Source organism: Corallococcus silvisoli, from assembly GCF_009909145.1.
In the GTDB taxonomy this organism is placed as follows: Bacteria; Myxococcota; Myxococcia; order Myxococcales; family Myxococcaceae; genus Corallococcus; species Corallococcus silvisoli.
The window spans coordinates 21,897-38,248 of record NZ_JAAAPJ010000014.1; the positions used below are offsets into that span (position 1 = coordinate 21,897).

Sequence of the window (16,352 nt, forward strand, 5' to 3'; positions counted from 1 at the left end):
CTCACGGCGCGTGGGCCCGGCGCTCGCGTTCGACCAGCACCCGGTCCGCGGCGAACGCCGCCAGGAGCGCCACCAGCCCCATGCACAGCAGCAGCCAGTGCGGCAGCACGAAGCCATCTGGACTGCTCCAGTCGCGGCGGCCGAAGTTGAAGGTGCCCATCACCGGGTTGAGCAGGTTGAGCAGCGCATCGTCCCCTTCCAGGTTCAGGAACACCGCCAGCAGCGGCGGCAACCCCGAGCCCATCACCCCCACCATCACGAAGAGCAACCGGACCGCCACCGGCGACGCGAACCTCCCGGAGCGCGGCATCCGCCCCAGGAGCAACGCCACCGACAGGTACAGCACCCCGTAGAGCGCCAGCGCCACCAGCGCCCTGCCCATCCGCACGTTGTCGGTCGAGCTCTCCGACACCCACAGCAGCGCCACGCACGCGGCCGCCCAGCCCATCAGCAGCAACACCGCCAGTCGAAAGCCACGCACCGCCCCGGGCTTGAACAACGACCAGGGCCGAGTGCCCGCGCGCAGCGGCCGCGACTGCCCATCCACATCCGTCGCCGTGAAGAGCCCGGTGAGGATGAGGTGCAGCACCCCGAACAGGCCCACCACTCCCGGGACCTCGTTCTTCCGGTCCAGGTACCACCACACGGCCGCCATGCCCGCGAACGTCAGGACCGTCTGCACCACCAGCGCCCGACGGGGATGGCGCGTGTAGTCCTCCGTCACAAGAGACAGCCGCGCCACCGCCGCCTCGAACAACAGCCACCCGTCCGACAGCAGGACCCAGAACGCCGCGCCCAGCCCCAGGAAGAAGTCCCGGTCGAACGAGAACCCGCTGCCGCGATCCTGCGTCACCACGAAGGCGAACGTCAGCGACTGGAAGAACGTCACCACCAGCGCGCCCACCAGCGCGAAGCGCACGAAGGCCCGCCCCATCCGGCTGTCCGCCAGCGTCGCCGCGCACACGGACACCAGCGTGAGGAACACCAGCCACGCCCCACCCATCAGCAGCACCATCAGGATGGTGGGCAGGTCGATGCCGTTGAGGAAGTAGCTGAACAGCAGGAACGGCCCCACCGCCGACGCGTACAGCGCCGCCTGCACCAGGAACGACGTCACCTTTCCGCGCAGGATGCGCCGGGGCCCCAACCCCGTGAGCAGCAGCAGGGACCACGTCTCGTCCTCGCGCTCGCGCGCCAGCGACCGGTACGCGTTGAACGGGATGACGCCGAAGTGCACCAGCCCCAGGCACACGAAGAAGGAGAAGAAGTAGGCGCGTCCCTCTCGCGAGTACGCCGCGCCATGCACGTTCGCGTACGCGATGAGCGACAGCACCAGGCATGCCAACAGCAGCAGCCCGAAGCTCACCCAGAAGACGCGCGTGCGCAGCCCCTGCCGCACCTCCTTCACCACCAGCGGGTTGAGCCGGTCGCCCCACTTCTCCCAGCGGTCGGACGCCGCCGCGGGAACCCCAGGGGCGGACTCGGTCGCGCCCGACGCCGGACTGGCTTGCGTGCTCACGCCACCCTCCCCTTCGTCACCGTCATGAACGCATCCTCCAGGTTGCGCTCGCGCGGGCTGAACGCGCACACCGGCAGCCCCTGCGCCACCAGCGCCGCGAGCAGCGCCGCCGCGGCGACCTCCGCCTGCGCGGGCCCGGTGTCCGCCTCCAGCTCCAACCGCACGCGCAGCGCGCCGCCCTCGCGCGCCACATCCTTCACGCGCGGCTGCTCCAGCAGCGTCCGCTCCGCGCGCGTCCACACCGCCTCGCCCTCCGCTCCCGCCGCCAGCCGCACCGTCAGCTCCATCGCGCGCGACGGGCCCGCGCTCTGGCGCAGCAGGTCCTCCACCTTGCCCTGGGCCAGCAGGCGCCCCTGCTCGATGATGACGCAGCTGTCGCAGATCTCCGCCAGCTCCGTGAGGATGTGGCTGGAGATGATGACCGCCTTGCCCTGGTCCGCCAGCGCGCGCAGCAGCTCCCGCAGCTCGATGCGCGCGCGCGGATCCAGGCCGTCCGCCGGCTCGTCCAGCAACAGCAGCCGAGGGTCGTGCAGGAGCGTGCGCCCCAGGGCCACGCGCTGGCGCATGCCCTTGGACAGCTCCGTGGTCAGCTTCTCCGAGAGCGGTCCCAGGCCGGTGAACTCCATCACCGAGTCCACCCGCTGCCTCCGCTGCGCGCCCTTCAGCCCATACGCGCGCGCGAAGAAGTCCAGGAACTCCCTCACGGTGACATCGTCATAGGTGCCGTAGCGGTCCGGCATGTAACCCAAGAGCGGCCGGGCCCGGTCCGGCGCGTCCACCAGCGACGTGCCGTCCAGCAGCACCGTGCCCGCGGTGGGCACGTCCAGCGTGGCCAGGATGCGCAGCGTGGTGCTCTTGCCCGCGCCGTTGGGCCCGATGAAGCCCAGGATGCTCCCGGCCTCCAGCGTGAACGACACGTCGTCCACCGCGCGCAGCGCCCCGTAGTCCCGCCGCAGCCCCCTCACCTCCAACAGGCTCATCGCCGCCCCTCCTCGACCTGACCGCGCACCAGGTGCACCGCGTCCTCCAACGCCACGTCCAGCGCCGCCGTGGGCGTGAAGCCGCGTCCGCCCAGCCGAGCCAGGAAGGCGCCCTCGTCCAGCTCCGCTTCCATCGTCGCCACCGAGCCTGGGAAGCGCTTGCGCGCCTCGTCCACGAGCCCTACGGGCTCGTCATCCGTGACGTGCGGCACGGCCTGCCCCTCCGCGCCCTCCGCGAGCTCGGGGAGGACCCAGAGCTGTCCATCCAGCTTCAGCGTGCCGCCCTGGAGCGGAGCCCCGAGCGCGTTCTGCACCTGGACGCCGCCCTCGCCCTTGCGCGCCGTCAGCCGCGCGCGAGACGGGAGTACGGCGATCTCTCCCCACTCGCGGTAGGTGCGCGAAGGCAGGAAGCTGTTCCTCAGGACCATGCCTTGGGTCCAGTCCACGGAGCGCGGCGGGTCCTCCGGGTCCTGCGGGGCCAACAGCACGCTGGAGGCGGGCATGCGCACGCTCTCCTCGGCGAGGTTGGCGTACCAGGCATTGAGGCCCACTGTCACCGCGCGCGAGCGCTCCCGGTCCAGCAGCGTGAGGCTGTAGCGCGCGGCGTGCACGGCGAAGCCGTCCACCAGCACCGACCACGCCACCAGCCCCAGGCAGGTGAGGGCCGCCAGCGTGGGCACGGCGATGAGCACCGCGAGCGGCCCCTTGCGGCGAGCGAGCATCAGCCCCCCGGGCCCCACCGCGAGCGTGAAGAGGAAGATGAGCAGCAGGAAGCGGCCCACGGGCGCGCGCGCGCTCGCGAGCAGCGGCACCTGTCCATCGCGCAGCAGGTCGTTGCGCTCCCACCGGGGAGGCGGGCCCGCGGGGGCCACCATGACGGGCGACCGCGCCGCGTCCTCCCAGAGGGACATGCCGCAGCCCTGGGACTCCGTCCGGCAGCCGCGAAACTGGCGCACGGAGCCGAAGCCATAGAGTGACAGCTCCGCCTGGGCGTCCTTGAGCAACGGGAAGTGCAGGCGCGGATTGTTGGGGGGCTGGCCGAGCACCAGCTTTCCGCCGCTCACCGCGAAGGTCTCCAGCACCGCCCAGACGTCATCGGGCACCTGATCCGGGGGCGCCGCCACCATGACCGCTTCGTAGCCGCTGTACGCCGCCAGCTCGCGCGGCGCGGTCCGCGGCTCCACGAAGCGGGTGGCGACCAGCGGCTCCTCGCTCTGCTCCACGCGGGCCAGCCCGGTCGCCTTCTCGAATGCCTTCACGTCCCCCAGGACCATCACCCGCTCGCCCCGGTAGCCATCCAGGTAGAAGCCATGGGAGGCGGAGGGCAGCTCTGGCGACTCCATCACCAGCTGTCCTGTCTGGAGGTCCGCGGGCATCAGGAGCCAGGTGACGACCCGCTCGCGAGGCCCCAGCTGCAACGAGCGCTCCGTGACGCGCCCGTGCGGCGAGTGGATGGACAGACGCACCGGTCGCGGCTGTCCGCCGACGTTGTTCACCGTCACCTGGATGGGGGTGTAGCCCCGGTTCGGCATCAGCGTGGCGGCGCGCAGGGTGGCCCTGAGGTCCCCCTCGTCGGGGAAGGTCTCGGGCGTCTCCACCACCTCGCGATAGCCGGAACCGGAGGGCTCGGACGCAGGCTCCACCGCCGTCGCCGCCGCGGCCTTGGCGGCGGCCATCCGGGTGGCGAACGCCTCCGTCCCTCCGGGGACGCCCGGGAGACCGGTCCAGAGCAGGACGCCGAGGAGCGCCGCCAGCGACACCCGCCTAGCCACGGGGCACCTCGGGCGTGGCCTTGAGCAGCTCACGCACCACGTCCGGCGCGGACACCTTCTCCAGCGAGGCTTCGTACGCCAGCACCAGGCGGTGGTTGAGGGCCGCGGGCGCGGCGGCCACCACGTCGTCGAAGCCCACGTTGGGCCGGCCGCCGAGCAGCGCGCGCGCGCGGCCCGCGGCGGCCAGGGCCAGCGCCGCGCGGGGGCTCGCGCCGAAGCGCACGAAGCGGCGCACGGGTTCGGGGGCGGAGGGCTGGCGCGGGTCGGACGCCTCCACCAGCCGGCCGATGAAGTCCGCCACCGGGCCGGGCAGGTGCACGCGATCCACGGCGGTGAAGAGGCGCGACAGTCCCTCCGCGTCCAGCACCGGCTCCAGCGCGGGTGGGGTGCCGCGCACGCGCGTGGTGAGCAGGGTGCGCAGCGTCTTGGAGCCCACGGGCGGCACCAGGATGCGGAAGAGGAAGCGGTCGAGCTGCGCTTCGGGCAGCGGATAGGTGCCCTCCAGCTCGATGGGGTTCTGGGTGGCGAGCACGAAGAACGGATCCGGCAGGGGCCGGGTCTGGCCCAGCACCGTCACCGAGCGCTCCTGCATGGCCTCCAGCAGCGCGGACTGCGTCTTCGGGCTGGAGCGGTTGATCTCGTCCGCGAGGACGAGGCTCGCGAAGAGGGGGCCCTCGCGGAAGACGAAGTCGCGGCGCGCCTCGCCCTCCAGCACGTAGGTGCCGGTGATGTCGCCGGGCAGCAGGTCGGGGGTGAACTGGATGCGGCGGAAGGGCAGCGACAAGAGCCGCGCCAGGGCCTTGCACAGCTCCGTCTTGCCCAGGCCGGGCAGGCCCTCCAGGAGCACATGGCCCCGGGCGAGCACCGCCGTGACGACCTGCTCGACGACGCCTTCCTGGTCGAGCATCACCTGATTGAGCCCGGCCTTGAGCCGGGAGGCTACGTCCGCCGCGCCCTGTGCTTCGGCGGGACTCAAAAGCTCCGCTGCCACGTCGTTTCCCCCTTCTGGACTACGGACCACCGAAGTACCGCTTCACCAGGTCGCGGTTGCGAGGCAGCAGCGGACCGGAGGTCGGTCCCGCCGTCGCATCGCCCTTCGCGCCCGTGCCCTTCGCCCCCGCGGCGCCCGCCGGACCCGTGCGGGCCCGCGGATCCGCGGCGCGAAGGCCCCACAGCTCCTCTGCTTCGCCCCCGTGTCCCTCCGGCAGCGGCTGGAAGGCGAGCCGGTCCGGATCCATCTCCGCCTCGCCGCCAAAGACCAGCGGCTGGCTCTCTCCACCCCGAGCCACGCCCGCGCCGTTGCCCTGCTTCACGCCGTGGCTCGCATGCTGGCTGCCCTGCTGCCCCTCGCCGTCGCCCTCCTGTCCTTCGCCCTGCCCCGGGCCTTGTCCCTGGCCCTTCTGTCCCTGGCCCTGCCCGGACTGTTGCCGCCCGGTGGGACGTCTCGCCTGGGCCGCGCGGTTCCGCGGCGCGGTGTTTTCCTGGCCGAAGCGCTGGGCCAGCGACTGCTGACGACGTTCCAGCGTGCGGCGCAGGTCGGCGATCTGATCCGGCGAACCGGAGGCCCGGGCCTGGGCGGAAGCGCGAGCCTGGGCATCGCGGGACGCGTCGCCTTGAGCCTGCCGCGAGCCCTGCTGCTCGCCGTCCTGTTCACCCGCGCCCTGGCCCTGCGACCCCTGCCGTGCCGCCTGGGTCTCCTCTCCGGGAGCGGGGGACGTGGGGTCGGTGTTCCCGCTGGCGCGCGCATCCAGGGCCATGAGGGCCTGCTCCAGGGATTCGCGCTCGCGGGTGGCGGCCTCGGCGCTGCCCGAGGCGTTGAGGGCATCCTCCAGTGCGGCGGCGGCCTCGGAGGCGCGGTTGAGCTCGGCGGCGGCGGCGGAGGCGCGCTCGGCGAGCCGCTGCTCCAGGGCATCCGCTGCCTCCCAGTCCGCGGAGTCGAACCGGCCCTGGGCGACCTCGTCGGACAGGCGGCGCAGCTCCTCCTCGACGTCGGGGCCCAGGGGCTCCTCGCGGGCCAGGGCTTCGGCCTGGGCCTGCACGGCGGCGACCTGGGTCGCGGCGGCGGCGTTGATGTTCGAGGCGCGAGGGGCCGGCAAGGGAACGAGGAACCCGATGGCGAGGAACACGAGCGCGCCCAGCAAGGCGCCCACGGGCCTGCGCCACGGCACGTCCGGAGGCTTCACCTGCTGGGCGAACTGGTTGAGGCTCAGCTCCCACTCACCGACGGGGCGCTCCAGGCGCGTGAGCAGCAGGCCCCCGGCGTTGGCGGAGCGGTCCGCGAGCACCGCCGCGTACTCCAGCGAAACACCGCGGGAGCGGGCGCGCACGAACCACCACGCGAGGCCCGCGCCGACGAGCGGCGGAACGGCCCAGACGGCGGCGCCGCGAAGGAGCAGCCGGGACAGCACGCAGGCGGTGGCGGTGGCCCACACGGGGGCGAGGCCCGCGCCGGTCCAGGCCACGGCGTTGAGGCGCCGCCGCACGCGCCGGATGGGCGCGAGCACGAGGGACTGGAAGCGGCGTTCGTCACTGGCGGCCATGCGTGAAAGCCAGTGTCGGATACCCGGCCCACCGTTCACAAGCGACGCGCGGGAACGGTCGAATGCCGCCGTGGACGGTCGTCCGCCTGACTCCAGAAGCCAAGAAGCCGCGAAACCGTGCGAAGCCCGGGACCCGGCGGTTAGTCTGCCCGCCCCATGAACTTCCGATTCCTTGGTCGCAGCGGCCTGAAGGTCAGTGAGATCTCCTTTGGCAACTGGCTCACGCACGGTTCCCAGGTGGAAGAGGACGCCGCGGTCGCGTGCGTGAAGGCCGCGCTCGACACGGGCATCACCACCTTCGACACCGCCGACGTCTACGCCGGCACCAAGGCGGAGGCCGTGCTCGGCCGCGCCCTCAAGGGCCAGCGCCGCGAAGGCTATGAGCTCTTCACCAAGGTCTACTGGCCCACCGGCCCCGGCCAGAACGACCGCGGCCTGTCGCGCAAGCACATCATCGAGTCCATCCACGGCTCGCTGCGCCGCCTCCAGACGGACTACGTGGACCTCTACCAGGCCCACCGCTTCGACGCGGAGACGCCCCTGGAAGAAACCATGCTCGCCTTCGCGGACATCGTCCGCCAGGGCAAGGCCCTCTACATCGGCGTCTCCGAATGGACCGCCGAGCAGATTGCCGCCGGCGCGAAGCTCGCCCGCGAGCTGCGCGTGCCCTTCATCTCCAACCAGCCCCAGTACTCCATGCTCTGGCGGGTCATCGAGTCCAAGGTCATCCCCACGTCCGACGCGGAGGGCCTGGGCCAGATTGTCTGGTCCCCGCTCGCCAAGGGCGTCCTCACCGGCAAGTACCTCCCCGGCCAGCCCCCGCCCGCGAACACCCGCGCCGCCACCCAGCAGGGCGCGATGTTCATGACCAGCTTCATGACCGACGACGTGCTCACCCGCGTCCAGCAGCTCAAGCCCCTGGCCCAGGAGGCCGGACTGTCCCTCGCGCAGCTCTCCGTCGCGTGGGTGCTCCAGAACAAGAGCGTCGCCTCCGCCATCATCGGCGCCACCCGGCCGGAGCAGGTGCTGGACAACGTGAAGGCCTCCGGCGTGAAGCTCGACGCGGCCCTCCTGCGCCGCATCGACGCCATCCTCGACCCCGTCGTGGAGCGAGACCCCGCGCAGACCACCAGCCCCAGCCGCCGGCCCTGAGCGCATCCCCGGCGACCCTCCCGGGACGGGCCCTCCCATGCCCGCCCGTCCCGGCCGGTGCCCGCCATCCGACATCCGCGCCCTCCGCCCGCCACGCCCGTCCACTGGACCGCCACGCAGCCGTGAACTCCGCCTGTTCCATTTGACTTTTGAGTCGGCGGGAACAAGAGAGTGCCCCGCGCGTTACGCGGTCCCACTCTTGAACCGGGCATCTCCCACATGACGTCCTCCTTCCTCCTGGCCCAGGCGGCCCAACCCGAAATCGGCTGGTTGAGCAGCAAGCTGCTCGGGGTGACGCTGGGCAGCGCCGAGTGGGTGCTCTGGCTGCTGGTGTCGCTGTCCATCTTCTCCATCGCGGTGATGCTGGAGCGCGCCGTCTACTTCTCGCGCCACCGGCTGCCCAACTCGGAGGCGCTGGCGGTGCGGCTGGCGCGCGGCGAGTTCGACGCCGTGGCCAGCGAGGTGAAGAACCAGAAGGGCATGGAGGCCGCCGTCATCCGCGAGGCCCTGGCCTCCGCGCACCAGGGCCCCGACACCGTGGAGCAGGTCATCGCGTCCACCGTCGCCCGCGAGCGCCCCCAGTACGAGCGCTTCCTCTCCGTGCTGGGCACCCTGGGCAACAACGCCCCGTTCATCGGCCTGTTCGGCACGGTGCTGGGCATCATCAAGGCCTTCAACGACCTGGGCGCGCTCAACGCCAAGGGCGGCGCCATCCAGCAGACCGTGATGGCCGGCATCTCCGAGGCGCTCGTCGCCACCGCCGTGGGCCTCGCGGTGGCCATCCCCGCCGTCGTCGCCTTCAACATCTTCAACCGCCAGCTGAAGACGCTCACCAGCCGCACCACGTCCCTGGGCCACGCGCTCGTGGGCGCCATGAAGGCGCGCAAGCCGGGCGCGGCGGGGAGCAACTAGCCCATGGCCGGCGGCGCGAACGACGGCGACGAGGAAATCTCCGGCATCAACGTCACCCCCCTGGTGGACGTGGTGCTGGTGCTGCTCATCATCTTCATGGTCACCGCCAACTTCATCGTCCGCGAGACGGTGGAGGTGGACCTGCCCCGCGCCGCCAACGGCGGAGAGACGGTGCAGGGGCTGGTCAACGTCGTCCTCGACAAGGAGGGCAAGCTCTACTTCGACGGCGCGGAGGTCACGGAGGCGGACCTGTCCCGCCGCGTGGTGGAGGCCGTCGCCAAGGACAAGGACACGCGCGCCATCATCAGCGCGGACCAGACGCTCGCCTACGGCCGCGTGATGCGCCTCATCGACGTGGTGAAGGGCCAGGGCATCGCGAAGTTCGCCCTCAACATCGAGAAGGACGCGGCCCCCGCCCGGGCCGCGCCCGCCACGCCCTGACGAGGCCCGCGTGATGAACCCGGCGGTCCTCGACCCCTCCCTTCCCCAGCGCGACCGCTCCACGCGGTTCGTGCTCCTGTTCCTCTTCGTGTCGCTCGCGCTGCACGGCGTGGGCTTCGGCTTCCTCTCCACCATGGAGGGCAGGCAGCACGCGGCCGTCCAGCGCCCGGTGGAGCTGGTCATGGTGGACGTGCAGAAGCCGCCGCCCCCGCCGCCTCCGGAGGAGAAGAAGGAGGAGCCCAAGCCTCCCCCGCCCCCGAAGGTGAAGCCGGTGAAGCCGCCGCCCGTGAAGGTCGCGGAGGCACCCAAGCCCCCGCCCCCGTCGGAGGCGCCGCCGCCGCCCAACAACACGCCGCCGCCGGAGCCGTCCGCCAAGCCCCCGCCGCTCGTCGTGGGCATGACCATGTCGTCCACCACCAGCGCGGGCTCCTTCGCCGCGCCCGTGGGCAACACGGCCTACGGCAAGGCCAACGGCACCGCGAAGGACCCCCAGGACGTGAAGGGCTACTCCGCGCCGAAGTACGTGCCCGTCTACCAGGTGGACTCCGAGCCCACCGTCGCGTCCGAGGTGAAGATCCCCTATCCGGACGAGGCGCGCCGCGCGGGCATCGAGGGCACCGTCACGCTGTCCATCACCATCGACGCGGACGGCAAGGTGAGCAACGTGAAGGTCCTCTCCGGACCCGGCTACGGACTCAACGAGGCCGCGCGCGACGCCATCCGCCGCTTCCGCTTCAAGCCTGCCATCAAGGGCGGCGAGGCGGTGGCCACGGAGATGAAGTACTCGTACACGTTCCTGCTGGATTGACCCCGCGGCGCCCGAGGCACGGGCGCCCGCGTGCTACTGCGTCTTGAGCGCGCGGCGCATGATGTCGCGCAGCGCCGTCAGGTCCTCGTCCGACATCGCCGCGATGAGCGGCGGCGGCGCGCTCAGCCGCGCCATCAGCCGGCCGCGCACCTCCGCGCCCGCCTCCGTCAGCACCAGCATCTTCACCCGCCGGTCCTGCTCGCTGCTCTTGCGCTCCACCAGGCCGCGCGCCTCCAGCCGGTCCACCAGCCCCGTCACGTTGGACGCGTCGCACGACAGGTAGTTGGCGAGCGTGCTCATCGCGAGCGCCCCCTCGCCCAGCTGCCTCAGCACGTGCGCCTGCACCGGCGACAGGTCGAACTCCGCCGCCAGGGCCGGGAAGTTGCGCATGTGGGTGTGCAAGAGCTCGAACAGGAGCGTCCACGCCTGCTGGGGAAGCCCGCCTCCGTCGCCCTCACCGCCGTCCGCCACCGGCCGACGCACCACCTGCTCGCTAGGACCGTCGCTGAATCCGTTCATGGTTCTTCATGTTAATTCACCGGACCTACATAAACAATTGACACCATCAACCATTGACCGGTACTACATTCCGCATATTCCAACATCCGGCAGTGCGGAGTACTTTCAAGGGACTCCGGGGTCGGGTAGAGGACGCATCGCAGCAGTCGTCCATTGGACGGGTCCGGCGCGCGCTCCCGCGAGCCGGTGAGGAGGACGCGGTATGAGTACCCTTCTGGCGCTGTCCCTGTCGGCCTCCCTGGCCGCGGCGCCTGTACTGACGCTGGATGAGGCACTGGAGTCCGCCCGCCAGCAGAACCTCGATTTGAAGATCGCCCAGGAGCGCTTCGAGCAGGCATCGCTCGCGACGCGCAAGGCATGGTCGGGCTACCTGCCGAACATCAGCGTGGGCGCGTCCATCACGCGCAACAACGTGGCGGCCATCATCCCGGCGGGAGTCATCGCGCCGGTGGACATCACCATCCAGCCGCTCATCCAGCAGGGCGCGCAGGCGGAGGTGCGGCAGGCCATCATCGCGCCCCAGCTGTGGGCGGGCATCGCGGCGTCGTACAAGTCGGTGAAGCTGGCGGAGCTCAACACGCAGACGGCGCGCCGACAGGTGCTCTTCGGCGTGGCGCAGGCGTACTACGGCGCCGCGGCGCAGCAGGAAGCGCTGCGCGCCCAGGAGCGGCTGCTGGAGCTGAACCAGGCGCGGGAGAAGGACACCCAGGCCCGGTTCGACGCGGGCACGGTGACGCGCGTGGCGCTCTTGCGCGCGCAGCTGGACCGCTCGCGCGCGGAGCAGGACCTGGTGCGCGCGAAGAACGCGCTCGCGGGCCTGAAGCTGGCGCTGGGCACGCTCATCCAGCGCGAGCCGGAGTTCGAGCTGGCCGCGCCGCCGGAGCCGCAGGTGCCGGCGCAGGCGTCGCCGGAGGCGCTGGTGAACCAGGCGCTGCAGGATCGCTCGGATGTGCAGGCCTCCGAGGTCGGGCTGAAGCTCAGCCGCATCAACAAGACGGGCGTCATCCTGAGCTACCTGCCCACGCTGGGCGTCACGGGCGCCTACCGCATCGCGAACGCGGCGGGCTTCACCGGGCAGAACGAGACGTGGGCCATCACCTTCGGCGCCAGCTGGACGCTGTTCGACGGCGGCCTGCGTGAGGCCAACCTCTCCGAGGCGTCGTCGCGCGTGCGCGAAGCCACCGTCACCCAGGCGCTGGCCCAGGCCCGCGTGAAGGAAGAGGTGCGGCGCTCCAAGCTGGACCTGGAGAACGCGCTGGCCAACCGCTCCAAGGCCGAGGAGGCCCTGAGCCTGGCGCGCGAGTCCAGCCGCCTCACCGACGTGAGCTTCAAGGCGGGCGTCGCCACCTACCTGGAGGTCGCGGACTCCAACACCGCGCTCACCAACGCGGAGGTGGGCTTCGTGTCCGAGCGCCTCCAGGCGTCCCTGGCCGCGCTGCGCCTGCTCAACTCGCTGGGCTCCTTCGAGTCCGGTTCGGTGCGCAAGGACGCCGCCGCCCTGGGAGAGAAGCCCGGCGCCGGCGCGATGCCGCAGGAGCAGCCGGCGCAGGAGCAGCCGGCCCCGCAGCAGCCCGCGCCCCAGCAGTAGCACCGGGGTGAAGGGAAATTCCCGGCGTCCCTCGCGGGGGCGCCGGGTCCCCTGCCCTCCCGGGCGGGAAGCAGGTCGCGCGTTGTAGGGGCCCGCCGCAGGCCCCACCCTCCTCTCAGGACCCGCTTCCACGAGGAGGGAATCATGGCGGATGCATCCTAGGGCAACTGCAAGAACTGTCGCTTCTTCGCCGGCAACAGCGACGAGCCGAGCGACGAAGCGGTGCAGGGCTGCAACCAATCCGAGCTCAAGAAGTTCGCGCTCGTCGTCTCCGGCGACAGCGGCTGCAACGCCTTCGAAGCGCAGGCCGGGGAGTCGGTGCCCATCCGAGAGGAGCCCGCGCCGATGCACTGACGGCCCGCGCGGCCGAGCCCGGTCCTCGCGATGCCCCGGCGCACCCCAGGTTAGGTGCCCGTGGCATCGTGGACGCGGCGCAGCTCCGGCTCGTGCGCGTAGTAGATGCGCTCCATGAGCTTGCGCTGGTGCACCAGCGGCTTGTCGAACTTGTCCAGCCGCATGCCCTTGTGGCTGTAGGGCGTGTCCGCCACGGTGGAGATGAAGCGCGCGTCGTCGCGCACCTCCCACCAGGTGAGGCCCAGCGCGGCCTTCGCCGCCACCGGGAGGAAGGGCCTGAGCGCGGACACCTCCGTGCGCAGGAAGGAGAAGACGTGCAGGCGCGTGGTGCGCGCCGTCTCCGGCACGAAGAAGATGTGCGCCTGCGTGATGAAGGGGCGCGGCCTGCCGTCAGGCGTCGTCCAGCGGATGGTGTAGGCGCTGCGCACCGGGTCGAACCGCGTCACCCAGTCGTTGTGGAAGACGTCCCCACGGCCCACCCCGAGCAGGCGCATGACGGGCGCGGGCCGCTGCGGGGCCCGGTAGTGCACCTCCGTGCGGTCGTCGTGGTTGTGCGCGTCGAACTCCACCGCCCCCGTCTGCTCGCCGCCCCACCCCAGCCGGGTGTGGACGAAGGGCGTGTGCTCGTCCTCGCTGAAGTTGTCGAGCGCCACGTGCAGCGGCGCCTGGAACAGCGTGGAGAAGGTGCCACCGAAGACGTAGCTGTCGTCCGCGAGCGTGGGCATCGCGGACACGGGCGTCTCCACGTTCGCGAGCCAGAGGTAGCCGTGGCGCTCCACCACCTGGAAGCTCTTCGCGTCGCAGTGGCGCAGCTCCGGCTGGCTGGGGTTGAAGCCCTGCCCCCGCGCGTCGAAGCGCCAGCCATGGTACGGGCACTGGAGCTGCCCCTCCTTCGTCACCGTGCCGCGCGACAGCGGCGCGAAGCGGTGGGGACACGCGTCCGCCAGGGCCGCGGCCCGGCCGCTGGCATCCCGGAAGAGCGCGTAGGCGTGACCCGCCAGTTCCACTCGGACGGGCTGGCGGCGGAGCTGACGGGAGGGGAGCACCGGATGGAAGTGCCGGACGACGTCGGGGGTAGGCTCCATGAGCGCGGCAGTATAGCGGCCTGTCGCCGCTGACCCCGGTGGGTCTGCTCGGGCTCGAACGGGTCGACGCCGGTGGGAGACGTCGCGGGTGGAATAGACTGCCCGGCCGTGAATGCTCCCGTCCCCTCCCGACACCGCGCGCGCTGGTTCGCCGGGGTGGCCCTCGCCCTGCTGGTGACGCTCGTCACCGGAGCGGTGTTGTACGTGCGGGGCGCACTTCCGGCGCCGGTGCCCGCGGCGGACGGGCCCTTCGTCTCCGACGACTACGCGCGAACCCTGAGCCACAACGTGCGTCCCAGCGGGGACCTGGACTTCGAGGGCCTTCGGAGCGAGCGCGCGGCGCTGGAGCGGTTCATCGCGGCGCTGGCGGCGGTGTCGCCGCACAACCGGCCGGACCTGTTCCCCTTGCCCGAGGACGGGCTGGCGTACTGGATCAACGCGTACAACGCGCTGGTGCTCCAGCAGCTGGTGGAGCGCTACCCGGAGGGCGCGGAGGCGCAGTGGTTCGGCCGCTTCTACTGGGGCCATGCGTGGCCGGTGGGCGGCGAGCTCCTGACGCCGTGGGCGATTGAACAGCGCATCCTGTTTGGCGAGTACGCCGACCCGCGCGTGCACTTCGCCCTCTTCCGGGGGACGCGCGGCGGGCCCCGGTTGGATGGTGCGCCGTACCAGCCGGACTTCCTGGACGCGCAGCTCAACGACGCCAGCCGCCGCTACATGGAGGATGCGCGCCACGTGCGGCTGGTGGACAAGACCGTGCACCTGGCCCGGCTGTTCGAGACCCGGCGGCAGGACTTCCTCGCGGCCCTGCCGGAGGGCCGGGGCGGCAACGTGCTCCAGTTCGTGTGGGCCTTCCTGCCGGACAGCTGCGAGGAGCGCCCGGGCTGCGACACGCGAGGCGACCTGGACCGCGCCTGCGGCTCCAAGCTGGACGCCTGCCCCACCGCCTTCATGCCCGAGGACACCTCGCTCCCCGACGCATCGACTCCTCGACGTCCCTGAGCTCCCTTCATGTACGACGCCCAGATCACCACCGCGCTGAATGACGCCTCGCAGTTCCTGCTGACGTCGATGATCTCCGGAGGCGCCACGCCCACCCCGAACGTGGCGAAGCCGTTCGTCAAGGAGGCGCTCCAAATGTTGGTGGGGGACCTGGAGGCGAGCTGCGGCATCCAGGGGACGGGCAGCCTGCTGCCGGTGCTCCTGGGTTCGAACTTCCTCATGCGGGCGGCGGTGGACCTGTACGGCCCCTGCCTGTGCGCGGCCATCCAGTCCGGGCGCGGCGAGTGGGGCATCGTCGACAACGTCCGCTCCGGCCGGGGCCGGAGCGCGGCCTGGAGCATCGCGCGCGGGCTGCTGGGCACCGTGACGACGCTCGCGGAGACGGTGACGGACCGCGTCTGGGCGTTGATCAAACGGGTGGTGGCGGGCCACGTGCAGTTCGGGTCGGACCTGCTCGCCCGCGTCCAGCGGGACCGGAGCCTGCTGAACCGCGCCTTCGGCATCACGGGCACGCTGAACGGGCTGACCGTCACCGGCAGCGACCCGCACCGCACCGGGCACCGCGTGGTGCTGCTGCGCTTCTCCGACGGACGGCGGACCGTCTACAAGCCTTCGGACCTGACGTTCCAGCTGCTGCTGATGGGCGACCCGACCTCGTTCCAGGTCTGCCACGGGCACTACCCCGCGCTCTTCCCCCACACCGACAGCCTCTTCACGGCCCTGGACCCGGAGCTGCCGGCGATCCGCATCGTCGCGATGCCGCACCGGCAGGGCGAGTACGGCTACATGCAGATGGTCGCCAAGGCGAACATCATCGCCGTCAACGACCAGGGGCCCTACTTCCGGAAGCTGGGGCGGCTCATCACGGTGGCGGGCCTCTTCGGCATCACGGACCTCCATGAGGAGAACGTGATGGCCACCGCGGACGGGCCCTTCCTCATCGACGCGGAGATGGGGTTCTCCTATCCGGGACAGGGCGTGGGGACGCTCGACCACTCGTCGCTGCACCGGGTCCTGGACATCCACCCGCAGCAGTACAGCAACGTGGGCGGCGTCTTCTCCGCGGAGATCTACCGGGGCGCCTGGGAGGTCTCGAAGATCTCCGGGCCCTACGACCCCACGGAGATCAACGCGGGCTTCAAGTCAGGGGCGCAGGGGGCCTGGGTGGGCGGGGCCACGTACCCGAACGTCCTCCTGCACGGCATCCGGGAGATGGTGGATCGCATCTCGCTGCGCCTCGCGCGCGTGCACAAGTGGATTGGCCTCATGTACGCGGTCAAGCCCGTCGCGCGGGTCATCCTCAACACGTCGGACATGTGCAGCCTGCACGTCAACGGCGTGAAGCGGTACCTCGTCGGGAACCTGGAGACGGATGCCCAGGCGCCCCACCTCGCCTTCGACGACTGGCTGCGGTGGTACGGCGGCAAGTACAACGCGGTGCCCGGCGCCCTGTTCCAGCCGCACAGCCGTCAGGTGCTCTACGACCCGACGGGGACGCTCGGCGTCACCTACGGCACCGCGACCGCGGGCGGCGTGGCCGTGGCGCACCTGACGGAGGTCTGGAACGCGATGAACCGCTTGAGCACGCCCCAGGGCGTCGCGAACCTCAAGGCGAGCTTGAAGGCCGACCTGGAGAACAAGCTGCAATGTGGCGTGTTGACCTGAAGCGGGAGGGACGCG

General features: G+C 71.4%; 15 protein-coding genes. 8 read left to right on the plus strand and 7 right to left on the minus strand.

Annotated features, from left to right (window positions below; all coding sequences use genetic code 11):
• Nucleotide 1 precedes the first annotated feature (1 nt).
• The 5 genes from GTY96_RS26160 to GTY96_RS26180 are packed head-to-tail and all read right to left on the minus strand — an operon-like array spanning nt 2 to nt 6,811.
• Nucleotides 2-1,519: an ABC transporter permease gene (locus GTY96_RS26160; protein WP_161666163.1), complete on the minus strand. Its 1,518-nt coding sequence runs from the start codon at nt 1,517-1,519 to the stop codon at nt 2-4.
• Nucleotides 1,516-2,499, minus strand: a complete 984-nt coding sequence (locus tag GTY96_RS26165; RefSeq protein WP_161666164.1) for an ABC transporter ATP-binding protein — start codon at nt 2,497-2,499, stop codon at nt 1,516-1,518. Before GTY96_RS26165 ends, GTY96_RS26160 begins: the two co-directional genes overlap by 4 nt.
• The gene (locus tag GTY96_RS26170; RefSeq protein WP_328701012.1) at nt 2,496-4,271 is read right to left on the minus strand and encodes a hypothetical protein; all 1,776 of its coding nucleotides are present in this window, start codon (nt 4,269-4,271) and stop codon (nt 2,496-2,498) included. Before GTY96_RS26170 ends, GTY96_RS26165 begins: the two co-directional genes overlap by 4 nt.
• On the minus strand, nt 4,264-5,262 hold the full coding sequence (locus tag GTY96_RS26175) for an AAA family ATPase (protein WP_143902505.1): 999 nt from the start codon (nt 5,260-5,262) through the stop codon (nt 4,264-4,266). The genes GTY96_RS26170 and GTY96_RS26175 overlap by 8 nt, the downstream gene beginning before the upstream one ends.
• Nucleotides 5,263-5,281: 19 nt before the next feature.
• The gene (locus GTY96_RS26180) at nt 5,282-6,811 is read right to left on the minus strand and encodes a hypothetical protein (protein WP_161666165.1); all 1,530 of its coding nucleotides are present in this window, start codon (nt 6,809-6,811) and stop codon (nt 5,282-5,284) included.
• A gap of 156 nt (nt 6,812-6,967) precedes the next feature.
• Between GTY96_RS26180 and GTY96_RS26185 the strand changes: the two genes are divergently transcribed.
• The 4 genes from GTY96_RS26185 (at nt 6,968) to GTY96_RS26200 (ending at nt 10,124) form a co-directional block, all read left to right on the plus strand.
• The gene (locus GTY96_RS26185; RefSeq protein WP_161666166.1) at nt 6,968-7,963 is read left to right on the plus strand and encodes an aldo/keto reductase family protein; all 996 of its coding nucleotides are present in this window, start codon (nt 6,968-6,970) and stop codon (nt 7,961-7,963) included.
• Nucleotides 7,964-8,182: 219 nt separating this feature from the next.
• Entirely contained in the window at nt 8,183-8,875 is a 693-nt protein-coding gene (locus GTY96_RS26190; protein WP_143902511.1) for a MotA/TolQ/ExbB proton channel family protein, read from the plus strand.
• A gap of 3 nt (nt 8,876-8,878) precedes the next feature.
• Nucleotides 8,879-9,316, plus strand: a complete 438-nt coding sequence (locus GTY96_RS26195; RefSeq protein ID WP_143902513.1) for an ExbD/TolR family protein — start codon at nt 8,879-8,881, stop codon at nt 9,314-9,316.
• Between the two features lie 13 nt (nt 9,317-9,329).
• Nucleotides 9,330-10,124, plus strand: coding sequence for an energy transducer TonB (locus tag GTY96_RS26200; RefSeq protein WP_143902515.1), 795 nt, complete (start codon nt 9,330-9,332; stop codon nt 10,122-10,124).
• Nucleotides 10,125-10,157: 33 nt separating this feature from the next.
• Here the strand turns inward: GTY96_RS26200 and GTY96_RS26205 are convergent, their stop codons facing one another.
• The gene (locus GTY96_RS26205; protein WP_143902517.1) at nt 10,158-10,643 is read right to left on the minus strand and encodes a MarR family winged helix-turn-helix transcriptional regulator; all 486 of its coding nucleotides are present in this window, start codon (nt 10,641-10,643) and stop codon (nt 10,158-10,160) included.
• Between the two features lie 202 nt (nt 10,644-10,845).
• Between GTY96_RS26205 and GTY96_RS26210 the strand changes: the two genes are divergently transcribed.
• Nucleotides 10,846-12,231, plus strand: coding sequence for a TolC family protein (locus GTY96_RS26210; RefSeq protein ID WP_143902519.1), 1,386 nt, complete (start codon nt 10,846-10,848; stop codon nt 12,229-12,231).
• A gap of 222 nt (nt 12,232-12,453) precedes the next feature.
• A complete protein-coding gene (locus GTY96_RS38380) occupies nt 12,454-12,585 on the plus strand; it encodes a hypothetical protein (protein ID WP_268903979.1) in 132 nt (43 codons plus the stop codon).
• A 50-nt stretch (nt 12,586-12,635) separates the two neighbouring features.
• Here GTY96_RS38380 and GTY96_RS26220 read toward each other — a convergent pair whose 3' ends face one another.
• Complete coding sequence (locus GTY96_RS26220) at nt 12,636-13,670, minus strand: Rieske 2Fe-2S domain-containing protein (protein ID WP_143902523.1); 1,035 nt, start codon at nt 13,668-13,670, stop codon at nt 12,636-12,638.
• A gap of 108 nt (nt 13,671-13,778) precedes the next feature.
• Between GTY96_RS26220 and GTY96_RS26225 the strand changes: the two genes are divergently transcribed.
• On the plus strand, nt 13,779-14,672 hold the full coding sequence (locus tag GTY96_RS26225; RefSeq protein ID WP_255442247.1) for a DUF547 domain-containing protein: 894 nt from the start codon (nt 13,779-13,781) through the stop codon (nt 14,670-14,672).
• A 9-nt stretch (nt 14,673-14,681) separates the two neighbouring features.
• Complete coding sequence (locus GTY96_RS26230; RefSeq protein ID WP_143902525.1) at nt 14,682-16,337, plus strand: DUF4135 domain-containing protein; 1,656 nt, start codon at nt 14,682-14,684, stop codon at nt 16,335-16,337.
• The last annotated feature ends 15 nt before the right edge of the window (nt 16,338-16,352 follow it).